This is a genomic window from Halobacillus sp. Marseille-P3879, from assembly GCF_900240285.1.
Classification (GTDB): domain Bacteria; phylum Bacillota; class Bacilli; order Bacillales; family Halobacillaceae; genus Halobacillus_A.
Genome location: NZ_OESS01000001.1, coordinates 20,388 through 42,431, shown reverse-complemented (window position 1 = coordinate 42,431; position 22,044 = coordinate 20,388). Strand labels below are relative to the sequence as shown.

Below are 22,044 nucleotides of genomic sequence, written 5' to 3'. Positions count from 1 at the left end.
CAAGTTGTGGGGCTTGTGGATAAGTTCTTTAAAACCATTGCATGAACTGATTTTATCTGGTATTATATTTGTGTTTAACCATGAATTAAATTCGTGCAGTCAAAAAACTATACACAATCTGTGGATAACGTGTGGACATTTATTAACACACTTGTTAAAACACTTATCAACATCTGTGTGGATAATGAAAATAACCTGGATGATTCTCCTTTGTATAAGTATGCATGCATCCACATCCAATCACGAAGGAGCATCCTTTACACATTAAACAAACATTGTACAATAGCCTTTCGATCTTTTGACGTCGTTCGAAAAAGAGAACGGAAGGTTTTTTTGTTTTCTTTAAACGGGAGAAAGGGGTGAAATCTTGGAGAATATACACGAATTATGGGACAACACGTTAGAAAAGATGAAAGAGAAGATTAGTAAACCTAGTTTCGAAACGTGGTTGAAAGCAACAAAAGCAGATTCTCTAAACGAAAATACCTTAATCATCGTAGCTCCAAATGAATTCGCACGGGATTGGCTGGAAAATCAATATGAAGGCCTCATCATTGAAACATTACATGAAGTAACCGGAGCTGAGCTGAACACTAAATTTATTATTCCGGAAACAAAGGATGATCAGCTTGATGACGTGAAGCTGGCTGATAAGAAAGCACCTGATGTACGGAATTCGGGCAATGATGAGTCGACTCAAAGCATGCTTAATTCCAAGTACACATTTGATACATTTGTGATTGGCTCTGGCAACAGATTCGCTCATGCCGCTTCGCTGGCTGTAGCTGAAGCGCCTGCAAAAGCCTACAATCCTCTCTTTATCTACGGGGGTGTCGGGCTGGGCAAAACCCACCTGATGCACGCTATCGGCCACTATGTATTAGACCATAATCCAAACGCCAAAGTGGTTTATTTATCTTCGGAAAAATTCACGAATGAGTTCATCAATTCCATTCGTGACAACAAAGCCGTCAATTTTCGAAACAAATATCGAAGTGTCGACGTTTTATTAATAGATGATATTCAATTCTTAGCTGGAAAAGAACAAACCCAGGAAGAATTTTTCCATACATTTAATACGTTACACGAGGAAAGCAAGCAGATCGTCATCTCCAGTGACCGCCCTCCTAAAGAAATTCCTACTTTAGAGGATCGCTTGCGTTCAAGATTTGAATGGGGCTTGATTACCGATATCACCCCGCCGGACTTAGAAACAAGAATCGCCATTTTACGGAAAAAAGCGAAGGCTGAAGGGCTCGATATTCCTAATGAGGTTATGCTTTATATAGCCAACCAGATTGATACAAACATTCGTGAGCTTGAAGGTGCACTTATTCGTGTTGTTGCTTATTCTTCTTTAATTAATCATGATATTAATGCTTCTCTCGCTGCAGAAGCATTAAAAGATATCATTCCAAGCTCTAAACCACGAGTGATTACAATCGAAGCCATTCAGGAAATGGTAGGGGAAAAGTATAATGTGCGTTTGGAAGATTTTCCTGCTAAAAAACGGACGAAATCTGTGGCCTTCCCACGTCAAATCGCTATGTATCTATCAAGAGAATTAACAGATTTCTCTCTTCCTAAAATAGGAGAGGAGTTTGGGGGTCGTGACCACACAACGGTCATTCACGCCCATGAAAAAATCTCTAAGATGATTTCTACCGATCAGCAGCTGCAAAAAGAACTTGATGAAATTACAGAACAGCTGAAAGCACACTAGCTGAATAGTGTGAATAAGTGGGTCACGTTGATCAACAACTTGTCCACATGTGGATAGATCGAGTTGACTTTAATAAAAATAGGTTATCCACAAATCCACAGTGCCTATTACTTCTATTACTATTTTTTTAATAATAATTAATATATATACAGGAGGAGTTTCTCCCATGAAATTTTCAATACAGAGAGAACAATTGATGGAAAGCGTTCAAAATGTAATGAAGGCCATATCTTCACGAACTACTATTCCAATACTGACAGGAATTAAATTAGAAGCTACAGCAAATGGGGTAAAACTGACAGGAAGTGATTCTGATATATCGATCGAATCGTTTATCCCTGCTGAAGAGAATGGGATTGTTTATGTAGAAAACATTGAACCTGGAAGTGTCGTACTGCAGGCTAAGTATTTCCCTGATATCGTACGTAAACTTCCTCAGAAAAATGTGGATATTGAAAGTGATGACAAACGAAATGTAACAATTCGTTCCGGTAAAGCAGAATTTCATTTAAATGGCCAGGATGCAGAAGAATATCCGCAGCTTCCTCAATTACATACTGAGGACAGCTTTGAACTTCCTATTGATCTATTAAAAAGCTTAATTCGTCAAACCGTATTTGCTGTTTCTTCTTCAGAGACAAGACCAATTCTTACCGGAGTTCACGTGAAGTTAGAAAATGAAGAACTTCACTTTACGGCCACAGACAGCCACCGGTTAGCTGCCCGTAGAATTCCTCTTGAAAATAAAGATGGAGAAAGCAATATTCCAGCAGTCGTAATTCCAGGAAAAAGCTTGAATGAATTAAACAAGATACTGGCGGATTCCGATGAACCTATTGAAATCAGTGTTACAGAGAACCAGGTACTGTTTAGAACGAAACACCTATATTTTCTCTCACGTTTACTGGACGGGAATTATCCAGAAACTTCACGTCTGATTCCTGATCAAAGCAAAACGGTTGTAAAAATTGATACGAAAGAGTTACTTCAGTCTATCGATCGTGCTTCTTTATTAGCGAAAGAGAACCGCAATAATGTTGTAAGATTAATAACAAAAGAAGGCAACCAAATTGAAATCAACGGAAATTCGCCGGAGGTAGGGAATGTCGTTGAAGAAGTGGTCGCTGATGAAATTGATGGAGAAGAGTTAAAGATTTCATTTAGCGCCAAATATATGATGGATGCCTTAAAAGCTGTCAATTATGATCAGGTAAAAGTTGAATTCACCGGGGCAATGCGTCCTTTCTTAATCCGTCCTGTGGATGACGACCAAATACTGCAGCTCATTCTTCCTGTTCGTACGTATTAAAAAGTAATTCACACCGCTGTGATCTAAAAATCATGGCGGTTTTTTTTTTTTTTTTATGAAATTGCGGGCAATTTAGCTATTTTTTGTTTTATTTTTTGGTTTTCTTTTTTTTCCGCCCTATCTTTAGTAAAATAGAGAGTAAGACAAACCATGAAAAATAGGGTGAATATATGAACGAACGTATAGAAATATCTACAGAATATATCCAGCTTGGTCAATTTCTGAAATTGAGCAATGTAGTGGAATCAGGTGGGATGGTCAAAGTATTTCTAGCCGAGTTTGACGTCTACGTAAATGGTGAACGAGAGCAGCGCCGTGGACGCAAGCTGTACCTGGGAGATGTAGTGAGTATTCCAGAGTTTGGAAATTATGAGGTTGTCCGGGAAGAGTAGCCGGAAGTGGCCTTTTTATGTATATCAATGAATTATCGATGCGGTCTTATCGAAATTATGACCAGCTCTCACTGAAATTTGACGATAAGATAAATATAATTGTTGGAGAAAATGCTCAAGGGAAAACGAACTTGATGGAAGCGATCTATGCATTAGCTTTTACAAAGTCCCATAGAACGCCGCGTGATAAAGAACTCATACAATGGGACGCAGAGTATGGTAAAATAAAAGGTAGCGTGTTTAAGCGTAATCGGCGTTTTCCTCTTGAGATCATTTTCTCGAAAAAAGGAAAGAAAGCAAAGCTTAACCATATTGAGCAAAAGAGACTGAGTGATTATATCGGTGCGTTAAATGTCGTAATGTTTGCACCTGAGGATTTAAACCTGGTAAAGGGGAACCCTCAGGTGCGTCGTCGGTTTATTGACATGGAAATCGGTCAGATTCAGCCCCGGTACATCTACCATCTAGGACAGTTTCAAAAGGTTCTAAAGCAGCGGAATCATCTGCTTAAGGAACTGCAGCGCAAACCATCGGCTGATCGGACAATGCTTCAAATATTGACAGATCAGCTGATTGAGCATGCCGTTACAATTGTTGAACGCAGGTTTAAATTCCTTCAGCTCCTGCGAACCTGGGCGGTCCCGATCCATGAGGGGATCAGCAGGCAGGTGGAATCTTTAGAAATTGCTTATGATGCTAGTATTCAAGTATCAGAGGATATGGATTTGGAAACACTAAAGATAAACTTTGAAAAAAAGTTTCATGATATAGAAGCAAAAGAAGTTGAACGCGGAACTACGCTGGCAGGACCCCACAGGGACGACCTGGTTTTTTACGTTAACGGCAAGGATGTTCAGACGTATGGTTCACAAGGCCAGCAGCGGACCACCGCTCTCTCTTTGAAACTTGCAGAAATAGAGTTGATTCATAGTGAAGTTGGAGAGTATCCCGTTCTTTTGTTAGATGATGTGCTTAGTGAACTTGATGATTATCGACAGTCGCACCTGCTCCATACCATTCAAGGAAAAGTACAAACGTTTGTATCGACGACGAGCATCGATGGGATTGAACATGAAGCGCTGAAAGAAGCAGAAATCTTTCATGTCTCATCCGGTACAATCGAAGTTCAGAAATGAGGTGACAAGTTGTTCATTCATATTGGGGATGACCATGTGATCCAGTCGGAAGATGTTGTAAGCATTATTGACCACAATTTATTATCATCTTCTTCCATTGTTGAAGAGATGATTTTTAACCAGCGTAAGAATAAGCAGGTGGTCGAAACGGATGAAAATGAAGCAAAGGCTGTTGTGATAACGAAAGATTATATATATTTTAGTCCGCTGTCAGTTTATACCTTGAAGAAACGAGCGAACATGATGACAAGCTTGAATAAATTAGAAGATTATACGGACGAAACGGAAGCTTAGGCATATATCACTTGAGGAATGTAGGTGAACGTACCATGAAGGAAGAAATACTAGAAGAAAAGCAGGCGTATGATGAGAATCAGATACAGGTGCTTGAAGGGTTGGAAGCCGTACGTAAACGCCCGGGAATGTATATTGGTTCGACGAACGAGAAAGGTCTTCACCACCTGGTGTGGGAAATCGTTGATAACAGTATTGATGAAGCAATGGCAGGATTCTGTGATCATATCCAGGTGATCATTGAGGAAGACAACTCCATCACTGTAATTGATAACGGGCGTGGTGTGCCTGTTGGTATGCACGAAAAAGCCGGACGCCCTGCAGTAGAAGTGATTATGACTGTTCTCCATGCCGGCGGTAAGTTCGGCGGCGGAGGTTATAAAGTCTCAGGCGGTCTTCACGGTGTCGGGGCTTCTGTTGTAAACGCCCTTTCTTCCAAGCTGGAGATTTTTGTCCATCGCGATGGAAAAGTTCATTATCAGGAATACCATCGCGGCGTGCCTCAGGAAGACTTGAAAGTTATCGACGAAACGGATATTACCGGGACGCGCATTCAATTTACACCCGATAAAGAAATTTTCTCTGAAACGCAAGAGTATAACTACGAAACACTGGCCAACCGTATTCGTGAATTGGCTTTCTTAAATAAAGGACTTACGATCACGATTGAAGATAAGCGAGACGAAGAAAGAGAAGCTCAGAACTTTTACTATGAAGGCGGGATTGTTTCTTATGTTGAACATATGAACCGTACCCGTGACCCTCTTCATGAAGCCTTCTTTATTGAAGATGAGCAGGATGGTATTTCCCTTGAGATCGCGATGCAGTACAACGATGGATTTGCGAGCAACCTTTATTCCTATGCCAATAATATTCATACGTATGAAGGCGGAACGCACGAATCCGGGTTTAAAACAGGCTTGACGCGTGTTATCAATGACTATGCTCGTAAAAATAATATGTTTAAAGAAACGGATCCCAACTTAACTGGGGAAGATGTCCGTGAAGGGTTAACAGCTATTATTTCAATTAAACATCCGGATCCTCAGTTCGAAGGCCAGACAAAAACAAAATTAGGCAATAGTGAAGCTCGTACGATTACTGATGGGCTTTTCTCTGAGGGATTATCTAAATTCTTATTTGAGAATCCAGATGTAGCGAAAAAGGTTGTAGAAAAAGGATTAATGGCTTCAAGAGCGCGGATGGCTGCGAAAAAAGCCCGCGAACTGACGCGCCGAAAGAATGCGCTCGAAGTATCCAACTTACCTGGTAAGCTTGCCGACTGTTCTTCCAAGGATGCTAACATTTCTGAGTTATATATCGTTGAGGGGGACTCAGCCGGCGGTTCAGCGAAGCAGGGACGGGACCGTCATTTTCAAGCAATCCTGCCGCTGCGTGGTAAAATTATTAACGTTGAAAAAGCTCGTCTTGATAAAATTTTATCTAATAATGAAGTCCGTACGATTATTACAGCACTGGGCACAGGAATTGGAGAAGAGTTTGATATTTCTAAAGCCCGTTACCATAAAATTGTTATTATGACAGATGCCGATGTGGACGGGGCGCATATCCGTACGCTGCTGCTTACATTCTTCTACCGCTATATGCGCCCGTTGATCGAGCACGGCTATATATATATTGCGCAGCCGCCGCTCTATAAGATTCAGCAGGGGAAAGCTGTGTACTACACTTATAGTGATAAGCAGCTTGATGAATTATATGCCAAGCTGCCTGCCTCTCCTAAACCAGGTGTTCAACGCTATAAGGGGCTTGGAGAGATGAACCCTGAACAGCTGTGGGAAACAACGATGGATCCTGAGACCCGTACGCTGCTGCAGGTTAATCTTGAAGATGCGATCAGTGCAGACGAAACTTTCGATATTCTTATGGGAGATAAAGTCGAGCCTCGTCGTAACTTCATTCAGGAAAACGCACAATATGTGAAGAACTTAGATATTTAATGAAGCTGCTCCTTTAGTTGAGCAAGCAGGAACACCCTACAGGTAACTAGGAGGTAATGAAATGGTCGATCAACCAGAACGCCCACGCGTGGAGGAAGTAAATATAAGTAATGAAATGAGAACTTCATTTCTTGACTACGCGATGAGTGTTATTGTCGCTCGTGCCCTTCCTGACGTTCGCGATGGTTTAAAGCCAGTACACCGAAGAATATTGTATGCCATGCACGACTTAGGCATGCATGCAGATAAAGCATATAAGAAATCAGCTCGTATTGTAGGGGAAGTTATCGGTAAGTACCACCCCCACGGGGATTCTGCAGTATATGACACGATGGTGCGTATGGCTCAGGATTTCGCTTATCGCAACATGCTTGTTGACGGTCACGGAAACTTTGGTTCTGTGGATGGAGATGCAGCGGCTGCGATGCGTTACACGGAAGCCCGTATGTCAAAGATTTCGATGGAAATCCTTCGTGATATTAATAAAGACACGATTGATTATGACGATAACTATGACGGTACAGAAAAAGAACCCCTTGTACTCCCGGCAAGATTTCCAAACTTACTCGTAAATGGAGGAGCCGGTATTGCTGTAGGAATGGCGACCAACATTCCGCCTCATCAATTAGGAGAAGTAATTGATGGCGTGCTGGCACTAAGTAAAGACCCTGAGATTACGATTCAGGAATTAATGGAAGATTATATTTATGGTCCTGATTTCCCTACACACGGTCAAATTCTCGGCCTGAGCGGTATCCGTAAAGCCTATGAAACTGGGAAAGGATCGATCACGATCCGGGCTAAGGTGGATATTGAAGAACAGGCGAACGGCAAGTCCCGCCTGATTGTCACGGAACTTCCTTATCAGGTGAACAAAGCCCGTCTTGTTGAAAAAATTGCCGAATTGGCGAGAGATAAGAAGATTGACGGCATTACGGATTTGCGGGATGAGTCCGACCGCAACGGACTGCGCGTTGTCGTTGAACTGCGTAAAGATGCCAATCCAAATGTTCTTCTTAATAATTTATACAAAATGACGGCCCTTCAAACCTCATTTGGAATTAACATGCTGGCGCTCGTTGACGGACAGCCTAAGGTTTTAAATTTAAAACAGTGCTTGGAGCATTATTTAGAGCACCAGAAGGTTGTTATTAAGCGCCGGACCGCTTACGAATTAAGAAAAGCAGAAGCACGGGCTCATATATTAGAAGGCTTGCGCGTGGCTCTTGACCATCTCGATGAAGTGATTCAATTAATCCGCGGTTCTCAAACGACTGAGATTGCCAGAAATGGATTAATCGAGCGTTTCGGCTTATCTGAAAAGCAAGCTCAGGCGATTTTGGATATGCGTCTGCAGCGATTAACCGGTCTTGAACGGGAAAAAATCGAAGAAGAATACCAGGATCTTGTAGCATTGATTGCTGAACTGAAAGCGATCCTGGCGGATGAAGAGAAGGTGCTTGAAATCATTCGTGAAGAGCTGCTTGAAATTAAAGAACGCTTTAACGATGAGCGCCGCACTGAAATTGTGCTGGGCGGAACCGACTTCATCGAGGATGAAGATCTAATCCCGGAAGAAACAGTCATCGTAACATTAACTCACCAGGGTTACGTTAAACGACTTCCGGCTAGCACATACCGTTCTCAGCGTAGAGGCGGGCGTGGCGTTCAAGGGATGGGCACGCATGAAGAAGACTTTGTTGAACATCTCTTATCCACTTCTACTCATAATACGCTGCTGTTCTTCTCGAATAAAGGGAAGGTGTACAGAGCGAAAGGGTATGAGGTCCCTGAATTCAGCCGTACAGCGAAAGGGATTCCAATCATCAATATGCTGAACATTGAACGGGATGAATGGATTAATGCTGTGATTGCCGTTGAAGATTTCGTAGATGATTGGTACTTTATCTTTACGACGAGAAGTGGAATTACCAAACGTACGAGCATTTCTCAATTCGCGAATATCCGCAAAGGCGGTCTAATCGCTCTTGGTCTTCGTGAGGATGATGAACTGATCTCTGTGAAACTTACGGACGGAGCTCAGGATATTATGATCGGTACGAAGAACGGATACGTGATCCGGTTTAACGAGGATCAGATTCGTACGATGGGCCGTACAGCAGCCGGGGTCAAAGGGATCTCGCTGCGCGAGGATGATAAAGTGGTATCCATGGAAATTATAAGTAATGATCTCCAGGTACTGACTGTAACCAACAAAGGTTTCGGTAAACGTACCTCCGCGGAAGATTACCGGATTACAAACCGGGGCGGTAAAGGGATCATTACGTGTAATCTTACCGAGAAAAACGGACATGTTGTCGCCACGAAAGCTGTAACCGGTCAGGAAGATGTTATGATTATTACAGCTCAGGGCGTACTTATCCGTATGCCGGTTGAAAGTATTTCTGAAACCGGAAGAAATACGCAGGGTGTCCGCCTGATCCGCCTTCAGGAAGAAGAAGAAGTAGCGACTGTAGCTCGCATAGAATCAGAGAAAGAAGAAGAAGAAATGCTTGAAGAAGCGATCGAATCATCTGAATCCTCCGCTGATGTAACAGAGGATGAAGAGAAAATCGAAGAGTCAGACGATCCAACTGAACAATAAATCATTTTAAAAAATGCCGCCTGCACCTTACTTCAAAGGCAGGGCGGCTTTTTTTATACATATAAACGAGGTGTGAGTATTTTGAAAGTACATCCATCCCAGCTGCAGCAAGGCTGCCTTATTATTCAAGAAGTGACGGGTAAAACAAAAAAACCAATCATTCCTAAAAACACAATCGTCCAGTCGGTTCATCTTTCAGTATTACATAAGTTTCAGGTGGAGACAGTCGAAGTAGGGCCAAAATTATCAAATGGAAAACCTTTCGTTCCAACTGAACAAAAAGTTGAGAAGAGTAAAGAAGCCAGTGCGTCTCAAGCACAAAATGCCCTCCCCTTCTATGATCACTATTTAGAAGCTGTAAAAAAATATGAAGCATGGTTTGAGAGCTGGCAGGGCGGTGCTTCCATTAAGATGCATGAAATAAGAGAATTTATGGTCCCTCTCATTGAAAAAGCAGTAGAGTCTAAGCGAGAATTATTTTTGCTGCATCACTTTTCTACAAAGGAAACCTACGGTGCTCATCACAGTGTAGCCATGGGATTAATCTCAGCTTATATAGCATCGGCATTAGGATACTCTCGTGGAGAGTGGATTCAGGCAGGGCTTGCCGGACTGTTGAGTGACAGCGGAATGGCCCGGATTGATCCAATGATCACACAAAAGAAAGAGCCGCTGACAGAAATAGAACATGAAGAAGTGAAAAAGCATGCCGTCTATTCCTATCGCCTTGTTGAAAATATTGCATCCTTAGGAGCACAGGCAAAGCTTGGTGTTCTGCAGCATCATGAGCGATTGGACGGCAGCGGGTACCCTCTAGGGCTGAGAAAAGGAAAGATTCATCGATTTAGTCAAATCATTGCAGTCAGCGATATGTATCACGCCATGACTTCTGAACGCTTTTATCGAAAAAAGCAATCGCCGTTTAAAGTATTAGAGGAAATGAGGCAGGAGCAATTTGGAAGGTATGACCACCAGGTGGTTAACGCCTTCATCAATGAAATGACTAATTATTCGACAGGCACGAAGGTAAGGTTAACAACCAATCAAATGGCGGAAATTGTGTTTATTGATCCCGCGTATCCTGCCCGGCCGATGGTAAGACTGGAAGATAGTGAAGAAATTGTCGCTTTAAAGGAGCGTGCGGATCTTCATATTGACGAAGTGTACGAGACATAAAACAGGTCACGGAAGTCTCTTTTCAGCGAAACTAACTCTGAACCAGTCTCTTAATAAGGAGACTGGTTTTTTAACCAATTCGAAGTAAGATCATAAATTTGTTCAGGGATCGAAGCAAGAAAGTGATGAATAAAAACGTAATCTTCCCGGTCACGCAGCTGGATCATCTCCCCCCACCACTCGCCTTCATACCGAACAAGCATGCTTAAATTGTAAAGCACAGCAAATGACGAGGCCAAGTCTGGAAAAAACGGCTCATTTATGGATGTTTTTTGTTTATAATGATAAATCGGCTTCATGAAATCTAGAGGCTGAAGTAAGTGATCCATAGACACTTTATTAGGAAACGACGTAATGTGAAACAGGCTGGCAGCTGCATAAGGAAATAGTCCATGCGGCTGGATTCGGATTTCATCTTCTAAGAAACGGTAATGCTGTTTTTTTCTTTTGCGCGTAGATAAGCCGTGAGCGAGCACCTTGGATGTAGAGGGATACTCAGGATCAACTGTTACGATACAGCTTTTTAGAAAATGGGTTAAGCTATAGTAATAAAGCAAAGGCTTTACACTAAAAGGGGTCTGCTCAGCGGCCGTTAGAAATTCTTCCCCTAATTGAAGACCGTAACTAAACCGTTCCGCATTTTCATAAGCGAGCTGTTTTGCCTGTTCCTCTCCATGATGACGATAACAATAATGTAAGTATTCTCTCGTATGAGCTGTTGATTTTAAGTAAGTAAGAAAAGCCAGGCCCTGGTTAGTCAACGTTGTTCTCCTTTCCTGTTATTTCAAGCTGTACAGCTGATTTTCTTCTTGAAAAAGCAGTTTTATTGTCGTATTGTAATTAACAATAAGAAAGTGTATAACCATTACCCACTTACTTTACCCATATTTACCCAAACTATTTAAGGAGAGGATCAAGCATGCGTGAGGATAAGTTTACAAAAGAAGGATTAACGTTTGATGATGTTCTTTTGCTGCCGGCTAAGTCTGATGTGCTCCCGAGAGATGTATCGCTAGCGACTGAATTATCACCCACGTTAAAGCTTAACATGCCGATTATAAGTGCAGGCATGGACACGGTAACGGAAGCTCCGATGGCAATTGGTATGGCTCGTCAGGGCGGTTTAGGCGTGATTCATAAAAATATGTCCATTGAAGAACAGGCAGAACAGGTGGATCGTGTAAAACGGTCTGAGAGCGGCGTAATTACCAATCCGTTCTTTTTAACTCCGGAGCATCAAGTGTTTGATGCCGAGCATTTGATGGGCAAATTCAGAATTTCCGGTGTTCCGATTGTAAATAACGAAGATGAACAGAAACTCGTTGGAATTATTACCAACCGTGATCTGCGGTTTATGGACGATTATTCTCGTGCGATCAGTGAAGTGATGACAAGCGAAGACCTAGTCACAGCACCTGTAGGAACCACACTGGATGAAGCGGAGAAAATCCTGCAGAAGTATAAGATCGAGAAGCTGCCGATGGTGGACGAGCAGGGTGTGTTAAAAGGGCTCATAACGATTAAGGATATCGAGAAAGTTATCGAGTTCCCGCTGGCAGCGAAAGATGAACAGGGACGCTTGCTTGTAGCTGCTGCAGTAGGAGTTACAGCTGACGCGATGACAAGAATCGACAAGCTTATTGAGGCTCAGGTAGATGCTCTTGTCGTTGATACTGCTCATGGTCACTCTCAGGGAGTTATTGAACAGGTGAAACGTATTCGAGCGAAATATCCTGCCATAAATATTATCGCTGGAAACGTAGCTACAGCGGAAGCCACCCGTGAACTGGCAGAAGCAGGAGCAGACGTTGTTAAAGTGGGAATTGGCCCTGGTTCGATCTGTACGACCCGTGTCGTAGCAGGTGTAGGAGTGCCGCAGATTACGGCTGTTAACGATTGTGCAGCAGAAGCGGCTGAACACGGCATTCCTGTAATTGCCGACGGAGGCATTAAATATTCCGGTGATATGGTGAAAGCTATTGCTGCCGGCGCTCATGCTGTGATGCTCGGAAGTCTTCTAGCAGGTGTCTCAGAAAGCCCGGGAGAAACGGAAATTTATCAAGGCCGCCGCTTTAAAGTCTACCGCGGAATGGGGTCTGTCGGTGCGATGGAATCCGGTTCGAAAGACCGTTATTTCCAAAGCGAATCCGAAGCGAAGAAACTGGTACCAGAAGGCATCGAAGGCCGCATGCCTTATAAGGGACCATTAGGAGATTCGATCCATCAATTACTCGGCGGTCTGCGGGCAGGCATGGGATATTGTGGAGCCCGTGAAATTGAGACCCTTCGTAAAGATGCCAAATTTACTAGAATTACAGGGGCAGGTTTAAGAGAAAGCCATCCCCACGATGTTCAAATTACAAAAGAGGCACCAAACTACTCCATTTGACCCGTAAAATAAAAGGTAGACAGGGACTATTCCCTGTCTATTTTTTTATGGTGGCATATGGTAGAATAACAAAGATGCATATTATTTATATTCCGTGGAGGTTGAGAGAGTTGAAGCAAAGATTACAAGCATCGATGGCCCTGGGGATGGCCTTGATTTTGAGTGTCATTACGGTTTTTGGAAATCCTGAAACTACATACGCAGACACAGTAGATGTTGAAGCCGATTCAGCAATACTGGTGGATGCAGAATCAGGAAAAATTTTATACGAGAAAGATTCTGATTTAACATTACCTCCAGCTAGTATGGCGAAAATGATGACGGAATACCTCGTATTAGAAGCAATAGAAGAAGGCGAAATAGAATGGGACACAGAAACACAAATTAGTGATTATCCATATAGCATATCCGCTGACTCTACATTTTCCGGAGTCGGCTTAACACAAGGCCAGGATTATACAGTCCGTGAACTGTATGAAGCGATGGCGATTAATTCCGATAATGCCACCTCAATCGCTCTTGCTGAACTGGTGGCAGGATCTGAAGGCGAATTTGTCAAAATGATGAATGAGAAAGCCGAAGAATTGGGGATGGAAGACTATCAATTTGTCAACTCTTCCGGCCTTGAGAACAGTGATCTTGGGGATAATGTTCCTGAAGGCACAGAAAGAGACGATACGAACCTTTTATCTGCACGATCTGCAGCGATTTTAGCTTATCATCTTGTTAATGACTATCCTGAAGCCCTGGAGATCTCCTCGGTGCCGGAAACACAGTTTGACGACCAGAATATTATTAACTGGAACCGCATGCTTCCCGGGATGCCTGGCCAGCTTGCTCAATACAGCTACGAAGGGGTAGACGGGCTTAAAACAGGCTTTACAGATCTTGCCGGCTACTGCTTTACAGGAACAGCGGAGCGCGACGGACAGCGCCTCATTTCAGTGGTAATGAAGACAGACAGTGAGGAAGCACGATTTGCTGAGACAAGAAAACTCTTTGAATATGGGTTTGGTGAATTTGAAAAAAAAGAACTGTTTCAGGCTGGGCACCAGATTGACGGCCAAACAGAGCTTGATGTTTCAAAAGGAAAAGAAGATGCAGTAGAGCTTGAAACATCTGCAGCGATTTCTGCTCCGGTGAAGAACGGAGAAGAAGATCAGTATGAAGTTGAAGTGAACTTATCAGAAGAAGCCTTGGATAAGAATGGACAGCTTGAAGCACCATTTGAAGCAGGAGAAAAAGTAGGAACCGCAAAGCTTGTCTACAATGGGGAAGAAACATACAGCGACCTTCATACAGGTGAGAAACTCCGTACAGAAGTAGATGTTGTAACTTCTTCAGGGGTAGAAAAAGCAAACTGGTTTATGCTAACTATAGGTGCGGTCGGCGACTTTTTCAGTGACATTTTCTCAAGCGCCGTAAGTGTAGTGAAGGGCTGGTTCTAAACTGTAAAAAATCCAATTTATCTAGTAGGATTTAACGCCCGGATGCGTTACAATAGAGTTTAGGAAAAATGATTTCAGATCATTATGATCGACAACTATAGATTCTCAGGGAGGAATTATCATGGCTCAAACAGGTACAGACCGCGTAAAGCGCGGAATGGCAGAAATGCAAAAAGGTGGCGTCATTATGGACGTCGTTAACGCGGAACAGGCTAAGATTGCTGAAGAAGCAGGAGCAGTAGCTGTAATGGCACTTGAACGCGTTCCATCCGATATTCGTGCGGCTGGCGGCGTAGCTCGTATGGCAGACCCTACAATTGTAGAAGAAGTAATGAACGCTGTATCTATTCCAGTTATGGCAAAAGCACGTATCGGCCATATTACAGAAGCTCGTGTACTGGAATCCATGGGAGTGGATTACATCGATGAGAGTGAAGTATTAACTCCAGCTGATGAAATCTACCACATTAAAAAAGATGACTACACGGTTCCATTTGTATGTGGATGCCGTAACATCGGCGAAGCTACCCGCCGTATTCGCGAAGGAGCTTCCATGCTTCGTACTAAAGGGGAACCAGGTACAGGCAACATCGTTGAAGCTGTAAGCCACATGCGTGAAATTCAGTCTCAAATTCGCCAGCTGCAAAACATGTCTGAAGATGAAGTCATGGTATACGCCAAAGAAAACGGCGCACCATTCGACCTTCTTTTAGAAATCCGTGAAGAAGGACGTCTGCCGGTTGTAAACTTTGCTGCAGGCGGAATCGCTACTCCATCTGATGCTTCTCTAATGATGCAGTTAGGAGCAGACGGGGTATTTGTCGGATCAGGAATTTTCAAATCAGACAACCCTGCTAAATTCGCACGTGCGATCGTAGAAGCTACGACTCACTACGATGACTATAAACTAATCGCTGAAATCTCCAAAGGTCTTGGTACAGCTATGAAAGGCCTTGAGATGAGCACGCTGACAGACGACCAGCGCATGCAGGAAAGAAGTCAATAATTAAAGAAAGCGGAGTGCGGTGGTCAAGCCTGCCTCCCGCAGCTGCAAGCTTAGGGTATCTTATGATATAAAAGGAGACATGCATCATGACTACAATTGGTGTGTTAGGGCTCCAAGGAGCTTTTCGCGAACACATCCGTTCTGTAGAAGCATCTGGAGCAAAAGGTATTGTTGTTAAGAAAATTGAACAATTAGAAGAGATAGACGGTTTAATCATTCCAGGTGGTGAGAGCACCACGATCCGTCGTCTTATTGATAAATACAATTTCCTTGAGCCTATTCGTCAATTCGGGCAGCAGGGAAAGCCGATTTTTGGAACATGTGCCGGGTTAATTTTGTTAGCTTCTGAAATTGATGGGTCTTATGATGTCCACTTAGGTTTAATGGATATCCGGGTGCGCAGGAACGCCTTTGGCCGCCAGCGCGAAAGCTTTGAAGCTCCGCTTGATATTAAAGGCATCGCCGATCAGTATAACGCGGTCTTTATCCGTGCACCCTATATTGAAGGAGTAGGAGATACAACTTCTGTGCTGGCTACCTACGAAGGCAGTATCGTGGCAGCAAAACAGGGGAATTTCCTTGCCTGCTCATTCCATCCAGAGTTAACAGATGACCACAGATTAACTGAGCATTTTGTTGAAATGGTGGAAGCTTCAAAAAAATCACTTGCATCTTAATCGAATATCAGCTATTCTTATTTGAAAGATCATGCTATATGAAGATATGATGACAGGAACTAGTATCAAATGCATTCTTCCTAAGAGAGTCAGTGGCTGGTGGGAACTGATGAAGAATATTTTGAGAATCCATCCTCGAGTAGTTTATCTGAAAGCTTACGTAGGATAAACCGGCGCCTCACCGTTATGAGAGTTAAGCCGGAAGGTCAGTGTACCTTCAACCAGGGTGGTATCGCGGGAAATTGATAACCAAGCTCTCGTCCCTTTTTCTATAAAAGGGGCGGGAGTTTTTTATTTTTAATAAAAAAAGGAGGCAACGGCTATGTTGGATATGAAATATTTACGTCAAAACTTTGACGAAGTGAAAAAAAAGCTGCAAAATCGAGGTGAAGACCTCTCGGAGCTTGATACTTTCGGCGACCTGGACAGCCGCCGCCGAGAATTAATTCAAGAAACAGAAGAGCTAAAAGCGAAGCGAAATGAAGTCTCTAAAGAAATTTCAGCTTTAAAAAGAGAAAAACAGGATGCTGATGAGAAAATTAAAGAAATGCGCCAGGTCGGTGATCGAGTTAAAGAGCTTGATACCGAATTAAAGCAAGTAGAGGAACGACTCGAAACCCTGCTCCTGTCGATTCCTAATATTCCTCATGAAAGCGTTCCGGTCGGGGAAGATGAAGAAGATAATATCGAGGACCGCAAGTGGGGAGAAGTTCCGGAATTTAGCTTTGAAGCAAAGCCTCACTGGGATGTAGCTGCAGATTTAGGGATTTTAGATTTTGAAAGTGCATCTAAAGTGACTGGCAGCCGTTTTGTATTCTATAAAGGGCTTGGCGCCCGTTTAGAAAGAGCCTTACTTAATTTCATGATGGATCTTCATTCTGACGAACATAGCTATCAAGAAATGCTGCCTCCTCAGCTTGTTAACCGCACGTCCATGACAGGCACAGGCCAGCTTCCTAAATTTGAGGAAGATGCCTTTAAGATTGAGGATTGGGAATATTTTCTCGTGCCGACTGCAGAAGTCCCTGTGACCAACTATTACCGTGAAGAAATCTTAAACGTGGACCAGCTTCCGCAGAAATTTGTGGCCTTCAGCACGAATTTCCGCTCTGAAGCGGGTTCAGCCGGCCGTGACACACGTGGACTGATCCGCCAGCATCAGTTTAACAAAGTAGAGCTCGTTCAGTTCACAAAGCCGGAGGATTCTTATGACGTACTGGAAGAGCTGACAGGTCACGCCGAGAAGGTGCTGCAGTTGCTCAAGCTTCCTTACAGGGTGATGAGTATGTGCACAGGAGACCTGGGCTTTACTGCAGCGAAGAAGTACGATATCGAAGTATGGATCCCAAGCAACGACACGTACCGTGAAATCAGTTCATGCTCAAATTTTGAGGACTTCCAGGCACGCCGGGCCTCAATCCGCTTCCGTCGCGAGGAAAAAGGAAAGCCTGAATTCGTTCATACACTAAACGGTTCCGGCTTGGCTATCGGCCGTACTGTTGCAGCTATTCTTGAAAATTATCAGCAGGAGGATGGCTCTGTGGTAGTACCTGAAGTCCTTCGACCATACATGGGCGGCAAGGACGTTATTAAGTAATATAGATAGAGAGGAACTGCTTCTTAAGATGAGGCAGTTCCTTTTTTAATAAATGTACTTTCGCCATGACACCGTATTGACTCTATATCTCCAAATTAGTATAATAAGCAGGCAGCTGATTGTTCGCAAACATTTTTACAAAAAAATCGACAAAATAATTGACGGATCTAATAAGCCATGATATATTATTTATTGTCGGTCACACGGAGGAGTACCCAAGTCCGGCTGAAGGGAGCGGTCTTGAAAACCGCCAGGGGCTTCACGGCCCGCGGGGGTTCGAATCCCTCCTCCTCCGCCATTATTATCAACAATCGCGCATAAATATTGGAGATTATAGAGAACAACAGCCGCTGCATTTGCAGCGGTTTTTTCTTATTTTATGCTCTTTTTAAAGCTCGTTTGTTTAATATATTATTGGCTTAATTTAGATGAAATTGTTTGTAGCTCTAATAAATTATCAATTACTATATCAGCCTGGGATAGTTCATCTTCTCGTGAAAAGTCAAAGTTACATCCAATGGAAACCAAATCATTATCTTTAGCTGCATTTATATCGGATAGCCGGTCTCCAACTACTGCTCCTGTAATAATCCCGTATTTCTGTATAATACTTTGAACCAAGTCCGATTTATTCAAAGAATTAATCTGTTGAATACTAAACGTTTCCGTAACCCATCTATCTAATTTGTAATAACTAACAATTGCCTTTAAATATTCGGTTAAACCATTACTTGCTATGTATATGGAACAATTATTTTCTTTCAGATAACTAAAGACTTCAGTTACGTTAGGATATAAAGCACCTTTTCCATTTCTAATATTCTCAATCAGCCTTTCTAGAAAAAAAGCATCAGTTTGTTCTCTTTCCTCAATCGAATGATTGGGTAGTAAAGCTTCCCAAACTTTTGGTAAGGGCACCCCCATAATCTCCCGGTATTTCTCTATAGGTGTAGCCGTATCCCATTTATTTAATGACCGTAAATGGCTGAAAGTATCATCAAGTGATAATTCTAATATTTTATCTGTCTGAAAAAGTGTGCCATCCATATCAAAAATTAGTGCTTGTTTCATTCTTTAGCTCCCTTTCACCTAAAAAGCTTTATGACTTATAAAGTTTTTTCCATCTTAATATTTTTTTCTGTATATCCTACCTTTTCATATAAATCTCGTGCCATGTTGTTGTGAGCAAAGACGTGGAGACCTATACTTTTTAAACCCAAATTCTTAGCTAAGATTTCAATTTCTTGCATAGCTTTTTTACCGTAACCTTTGCCTTGGTTTCCTTCCCAAATGTTTATACCATAAATAAAACCTTTTTCATTCGTTATTTGTGCAAACCAAATCATGCCAACTTCTTTGCTTCTATCTCGAACTGTGAATAAATGATTATTTTCCGTATCTTGTCCTTCAGGGAGCAATTTTTCATATTCTTCTGTTGCCTTGCTAACAGCCTCTTCCGGCTTCCAATTACCAGACTTTATTTGTTCTTCGGCAAAATGCTTAATTGCAAAACTTAAATATTTTTGAAATTCCTCTGAATTCATTCGGTCTAATCTCACTGTCATTATTCTCTTCCCTTCGAACTATGTAATAAAAGCGAGTCTATTGTGAAATGTATCCCTATTCTTGAACAAATTTTAATTACTACAAACCTTGTTTATAAATCTTATAACTTGATACCAAGCCAAGTGCTATCAATAAAATTGCAAATATGTTGATAGTAGTGAAGTTCATTATGTAGTCATTTCGTAAGTAGCTCCCAGCAGCTGCGGCTTGATAAGCAGCCTTTCCCAGCATAGGAAGCACCTTATTCAGAATGCTTGTAGTAAATATCGTACAAATCCCTATAATGACTATTAAATTACAAAAGAAAAAAAGTATCTTATTCATATTACTTCTCCTTAATATCTACATAAGTTCATTAAATCTCTTATTCCTCAGTCTGAATTATCTGTTCTCTTTCCCTTGTTCCTCATTAGCATCCTGATTGCTTAAGGCTCGGAATAGAAGCAGTCTTACTGATTTTTTGCTTTTACCTCAATTTGTAGAAGTTTACTTCCAACTACCCGGAAGAACACCATTTGTAATCTTGTTTATCATTTTTCTCAAAATACTCTTGCAAAAGTATATAGTTATGAAAACAATTATAAGGAAAATGATATATTTAAAGATGATAATTGAAAATTGTTCAGCAATCCAATTCCCTCCATAATAAATACAAATAAACGCTATAAAAACCGTAATAAGATAGGAAAAACCTACAACTATAATTTGAGATGATGTTAATTCTCTGATTTTATTTCTGTTGTTAAAGATAATATATATAGCTATGACAATACTCAAAGCGAACAGTGTGAAATCTATCATATATATCTGCCCCCGTATATAATTTTACCTCACCCTAGATGATTTCGAAGACTTTTCGCAGATCTGGTTTTTCCTAATTCAATGTTTTCTCGTATGATAAGTAGCTTAGATTGCATATTCTCTCTAATACGCAAATAACACAAATATATTGAGCCTTACATCAACTTTTGTTTTTCCTTTTCTCTTCCAAAGAAATGGTAAAAACTTATTTCAAATATTACAAAGCCCACAACAAGACTTCCTATATATGGAGAAGGAGAGTTGATTGCTAAGAGAACAAACAAACACAAAGCGAATGTAATTAATCCAGCAATTATCGAGTATTTAATGTATTTACTCACCACACAGCCTCCTTTACTTAACTACGAACAGACCTTTATGAAGTTTCAAAAAAGAGCATTTCCACCCGTCATCTCGAAACCGGATCTCAACTAACCTTCTCGATAGCTGAATATACATAAAAATTCAATAATAAAAGTCCAAGCATGAAGGAAATGCTTGGACTTATGCAATAGTATTAAGTTAATAGGTGACTGGAGCGCCATTTGCGGGACTGCTGGATAAAGTGTCCGATTTTTTCTAATACAGGTTCAATGCTGGAGTCATCATTTAAGACATCATAATCTGCAATATTTAGACGCAGCACCGGGCAGGAATTAAAATTATCAATCCAGTTCTCATAACGCTTAAACATTTCCTCCCAGTATTCCACGGGTGTCTGCTGCTCCATTTCCCTGCCTCGCTCTTGAATACGGCTGAGAATATCATCAAAAGAGCCCTCAAGGTAAATAAGCAGGTCTGGATGAGGAAAGTAAGGAGTCATGACCATGGCTTCAAAAAGGTTCGTATATGTCTTGTAATCGATCTCGGACATTGTACCTTTTTCATAATGCATTTGGGCAAAAATTCCTGTATCCTCGTAAATTGAACGATCCTGAATAAAACCTCCGCCATATTCAAAAATCTTCTTCTGCTCTTTAAAACGTTCAGCAAGAAAATAAATTTGCAGGTGGAAGCTCCAACGCTCAAAGTCATTATAAAATTTGTCGAGGTATGGGTTCGTTTCGACTTTTTCGAAAGAAGTTCTAAAGTTGAGGGCCTCCGCTAAAGCGTTGGTCATTGTGGATTTCCCTACGCCTACTGTGCCGGCAATAGTGATGACACTATCATGGGGAATTCCGTAACGTTCACGTGCGTTCATTTCAATACTTCTCCTTTATTCAAGTGGTACTGCACTTGATCGACGATATAGTGTAAATCATCCTGATGCTTAACGAAGTCAAGTTCATCCCCGTTAATACGGATAACAGGAATATCCGGATGAGTGGCTTCAAATTGAGTCATAAAGGCCTCATAGTCCTCTGAGAGCTGTTCTAAATAGGATGGCTGAATATTTGCTTCTACATCCCTGCTTCTCATGCGAATGCGCTCTAGAAGCGTATCAAGGCTCGCCTGTAAGTAAACGACCATATTAGGCTTTGGCATGTCACTCGTGAGTATATCAAAGATTTGAGCATATTTATGAAATTGATCTTCACGCAATGTACGGCGTGCGAAGATCATGTTTTTAGAAATGTGGTAATCAGCTACAACAGGCTTGCCCTGTGTTAAATAATCACGATCAATGTCTTCCAGTTGTTTTACCCGGTTGCACAGAAAAAACATCTCGGTCTGGAAACTCCATTCATCGATATTTTCGTAAAACTTGCCTAAAAACGGATTCTCCTCAACGATTTCCTTAAGTAAGTGAAAATCAAACTGGGAGGCGAGCTTTTTAGACAGAGACGTTTTACCAACTCCAATTGGGCCTTCCACAGCAATGAAAGGTAATTGTCTCATCTCTTATCCTCCTTATATCCGATAAAAAACAAAATTCGATACGTTTAGACAGACAAGTATCATTTTACCACACGAAAGAAGGGGAAGTAATAGATTGAATGGATTTCTCAAATAAATTCACTTTT

General features: G+C 41.8%; 19 protein-coding genes, 1 tRNA gene and 1 other annotated feature. Of the genes, 14 read left to right on the top strand and 6 right to left on the bottom strand.

Annotated elements, in window-relative coordinates; genetic code table 11:
- Positions 1-367 precede the first annotated feature (367 nt).
- The 8 genes from dnaA (at position 368) to C1A12_RS00215 (ending at position 10,596) form a co-directional block, all read left to right on the top strand.
- Complete coding sequence (gene dnaA / locus C1A12_RS00250; protein WP_101841850.1) at positions 368-1,723, top strand: chromosomal replication initiator protein DnaA; 1,356 nt, start codon at positions 368-370, stop codon at positions 1,721-1,723.
- Between the two features lie 166 nt (positions 1,724-1,889).
- The gene (gene dnaN / locus C1A12_RS00245; RefSeq protein ID WP_101841849.1) at positions 1,890-3,032 is read left to right on the top strand and encodes a DNA polymerase III subunit beta; all 1,143 of its coding nucleotides are present in this window, start codon (positions 1,890-1,892) and stop codon (positions 3,030-3,032) included.
- A 170-nt stretch (positions 3,033-3,202) separates the two neighbouring features.
- Positions 3,203-3,424 carry a S4 domain-containing protein YaaA gene (gene yaaA / locus C1A12_RS00240; RefSeq protein WP_101841848.1) on the top strand — a complete coding sequence of 74 codons (222 nt, stop codon included), beginning with the start codon at positions 3,203-3,205 and terminating at the stop codon, positions 3,422-3,424.
- Positions 3,425-3,441: 17 nt separating this feature from the next.
- The gene (recF, locus tag C1A12_RS00235) at positions 3,442-4,560 is read left to right on the top strand and encodes a DNA replication/repair protein RecF (RefSeq protein ID WP_101841847.1); all 1,119 of its coding nucleotides are present in this window, start codon (positions 3,442-3,444) and stop codon (positions 4,558-4,560) included.
- Between the two features lie 9 nt (positions 4,561-4,569).
- Positions 4,570-4,854, top strand: a complete 285-nt coding sequence (gene remB / locus C1A12_RS00230) for an extracellular matrix regulator RemB (protein ID WP_101841846.1) — start codon at positions 4,570-4,572, stop codon at positions 4,852-4,854.
- A 35-nt stretch (positions 4,855-4,889) separates the two neighbouring features.
- On the top strand, positions 4,890-6,815 hold the full coding sequence (gene gyrB, locus C1A12_RS00225; RefSeq protein WP_101841845.1) for a DNA topoisomerase (ATP-hydrolyzing) subunit B: 1,926 nt from the start codon (positions 4,890-4,892) through the stop codon (positions 6,813-6,815).
- 61 nt (positions 6,816-6,876) lie between these two features.
- The gene (gyrA, locus tag C1A12_RS00220; protein WP_101841844.1) at positions 6,877-9,420 is read left to right on the top strand and encodes a DNA gyrase subunit A; all 2,544 of its coding nucleotides are present in this window, start codon (positions 6,877-6,879) and stop codon (positions 9,418-9,420) included.
- Positions 9,421-9,501: 81 nt separating this feature from the next.
- A complete protein-coding gene (locus C1A12_RS00215; protein ID WP_101841843.1) occupies positions 9,502-10,596 on the top strand; it encodes an HD-GYP domain-containing protein in 1,095 nt (364 codons plus the stop codon).
- Between the two features lie 50 nt (positions 10,597-10,646).
- Here C1A12_RS00215 and C1A12_RS00210 read toward each other — a convergent pair whose 3' ends face one another.
- Positions 10,647-11,357, bottom strand: a complete 711-nt coding sequence (locus tag C1A12_RS00210; RefSeq protein WP_235001494.1) for a YaaC family protein — start codon at positions 11,355-11,357, stop codon at positions 10,647-10,649.
- A gap of 158 nt (positions 11,358-11,515) precedes the next feature.
- On the opposite strand from C1A12_RS00210, the gene guaB reads away from it, so the two are divergent.
- The 6 genes from guaB to C1A12_RS00180 all read left to right on the top strand — a co-directional run bounded on the left by guaB (position 11,516) and on the right by C1A12_RS00180 (position 18,011).
- The gene (gene guaB / locus C1A12_RS00205; protein ID WP_101841842.1) at positions 11,516-12,985 is read left to right on the top strand and encodes an IMP dehydrogenase; all 1,470 of its coding nucleotides are present in this window, start codon (positions 11,516-11,518) and stop codon (positions 12,983-12,985) included.
- 110 nt (positions 12,986-13,095) lie between these two features.
- The gene (locus tag C1A12_RS00200; protein ID WP_235001493.1) at positions 13,096-14,433 is read left to right on the top strand and encodes a serine hydrolase; all 1,338 of its coding nucleotides are present in this window, start codon (positions 13,096-13,098) and stop codon (positions 14,431-14,433) included.
- Between the two features lie 121 nt (positions 14,434-14,554).
- The gene (pdxS, locus tag C1A12_RS00195; protein ID WP_101841841.1) at positions 14,555-15,439 is read left to right on the top strand and encodes a pyridoxal 5'-phosphate synthase lyase subunit PdxS; all 885 of its coding nucleotides are present in this window, start codon (positions 14,555-14,557) and stop codon (positions 15,437-15,439) included.
- An 86-nt stretch (positions 15,440-15,525) separates the two neighbouring features.
- Positions 15,526-16,116, top strand: a complete 591-nt coding sequence (gene pdxT / locus C1A12_RS00190) for a pyridoxal 5'-phosphate synthase glutaminase subunit PdxT (RefSeq protein ID WP_101841840.1) — start codon at positions 15,526-15,528, stop codon at positions 16,114-16,116.
- 40 nt (positions 16,117-16,156) lie between these two features.
- Positions 16,157-16,384: a binding site (T-box leader), on the top strand.
- A 54-nt stretch (positions 16,385-16,438) separates the two neighbouring features.
- Positions 16,439-17,713, top strand: coding sequence for a serine--tRNA ligase (serS, locus tag C1A12_RS00185; RefSeq protein ID WP_101841839.1), 1,275 nt, complete (start codon positions 16,439-16,441; stop codon positions 17,711-17,713).
- 205 nt (positions 17,714-17,918) lie between these two features.
- A tRNA-Ser gene (locus tag C1A12_RS00180) sits at positions 17,919-18,011 on the top strand.
- A gap of 113 nt (positions 18,012-18,124) precedes the next feature.
- Here C1A12_RS00180 and C1A12_RS00175 read toward each other — a convergent pair.
- From C1A12_RS00175 to C1A12_RS00145, 5 genes are all read right to left on the bottom strand, one after another.
- The gene (locus C1A12_RS00175; RefSeq protein WP_101841838.1) at positions 18,125-18,784 is read right to left on the bottom strand and encodes an HAD family hydrolase; all 660 of its coding nucleotides are present in this window, start codon (positions 18,782-18,784) and stop codon (positions 18,125-18,127) included.
- Between the two features lie 35 nt (positions 18,785-18,819).
- On the bottom strand, positions 18,820-19,278 hold the full coding sequence (locus tag C1A12_RS00170; RefSeq protein WP_101841837.1) for an N-acetyltransferase: 459 nt from the start codon (positions 19,276-19,278) through the stop codon (positions 18,820-18,822).
- A gap of 957 nt (positions 19,279-20,235) precedes the next feature.
- On the bottom strand, positions 20,236-20,421 hold the full coding sequence (locus tag C1A12_RS00155; RefSeq protein ID WP_235001492.1) for a hypothetical protein: 186 nt from the start codon (positions 20,419-20,421) through the stop codon (positions 20,236-20,238).
- Between the two features lie 176 nt (positions 20,422-20,597).
- The gene (locus C1A12_RS00150) at positions 20,598-21,281 is read right to left on the bottom strand and encodes a deoxynucleoside kinase (RefSeq protein ID WP_101841833.1); all 684 of its coding nucleotides are present in this window, start codon (positions 21,279-21,281) and stop codon (positions 20,598-20,600) included.
- On the bottom strand, positions 21,278-21,919 hold the full coding sequence (locus C1A12_RS00145; RefSeq protein WP_101841832.1) for a deoxynucleoside kinase: 642 nt from the start codon (positions 21,917-21,919) through the stop codon (positions 21,278-21,280). The genes C1A12_RS00150 and C1A12_RS00145 overlap by 4 nt, the downstream gene beginning before the upstream one ends.
- Positions 21,920-22,044: the final 125 nt, after the last annotated feature.

What these genes read in the sequence shown, in the direction of transcription:
- pdxT (WP_101841840.1), top strand. Translation starts at nt 15,526, where the DNA reads ATGACTACAATTGGTGTGTTAGGGCTCCAAGGAGCTTTTCGCGAACAC.
- C1A12_RS00150 (WP_101841833.1), bottom strand. Translation starts at nt 21,281, where the DNA reads ATGAACGCACGTGAACGTTACGGAATTCCCCATGATAGTGTCATCACT.
- C1A12_RS00175 (WP_101841838.1), bottom strand. Translation starts at nt 18,784, where the DNA reads ATGAAACAAGCACTAATTTTTGATATGGATGGCACACTTTTTCAGACA.
- pdxS (WP_101841841.1), top strand. Translation starts at nt 14,555, where the DNA reads ATGGCTCAAACAGGTACAGACCGCGTAAAGCGCGGAATGGCAGAAATG.
- recF (WP_101841847.1), top strand. Translation starts at nt 3,442, where the DNA reads ATGTATATCAATGAATTATCGATGCGGTCTTATCGAAATTATGACCAG.
- guaB (WP_101841842.1), top strand. Translation starts at nt 11,516, where the DNA reads ATGCGTGAGGATAAGTTTACAAAAGAAGGATTAACGTTTGATGATGTT.
- yaaA (WP_101841848.1), top strand. Translation starts at nt 3,203, where the DNA reads ATGAACGAACGTATAGAAATATCTACAGAATATATCCAGCTTGGTCAA.
- C1A12_RS00145 (WP_101841832.1), bottom strand. Translation starts at nt 21,919, where the DNA reads ATGAGACAATTACCTTTCATTGCTGTGGAAGGCCCAATTGGAGTTGGT.
- C1A12_RS00170 (WP_101841837.1), bottom strand. Translation starts at nt 19,278, where the DNA reads ATGACAGTGAGATTAGACCGAATGAATTCAGAGGAATTTCAAAAATAT.
- gyrA (WP_101841844.1), top strand. Translation starts at nt 6,877, where the DNA reads ATGGTCGATCAACCAGAACGCCCACGCGTGGAGGAAGTAAATATAAGT.
- gyrB (WP_101841845.1), top strand. Translation starts at nt 4,890, where the DNA reads ATGAAGGAAGAAATACTAGAAGAAAAGCAGGCGTATGATGAGAATCAG.
- dnaN (WP_101841849.1), top strand. Translation starts at nt 1,890, where the DNA reads ATGAAATTTTCAATACAGAGAGAACAATTGATGGAAAGCGTTCAAAAT.
- serS (WP_101841839.1), top strand. Translation starts at nt 16,439, where the DNA reads ATGTTGGATATGAAATATTTACGTCAAAACTTTGACGAAGTGAAAAAA.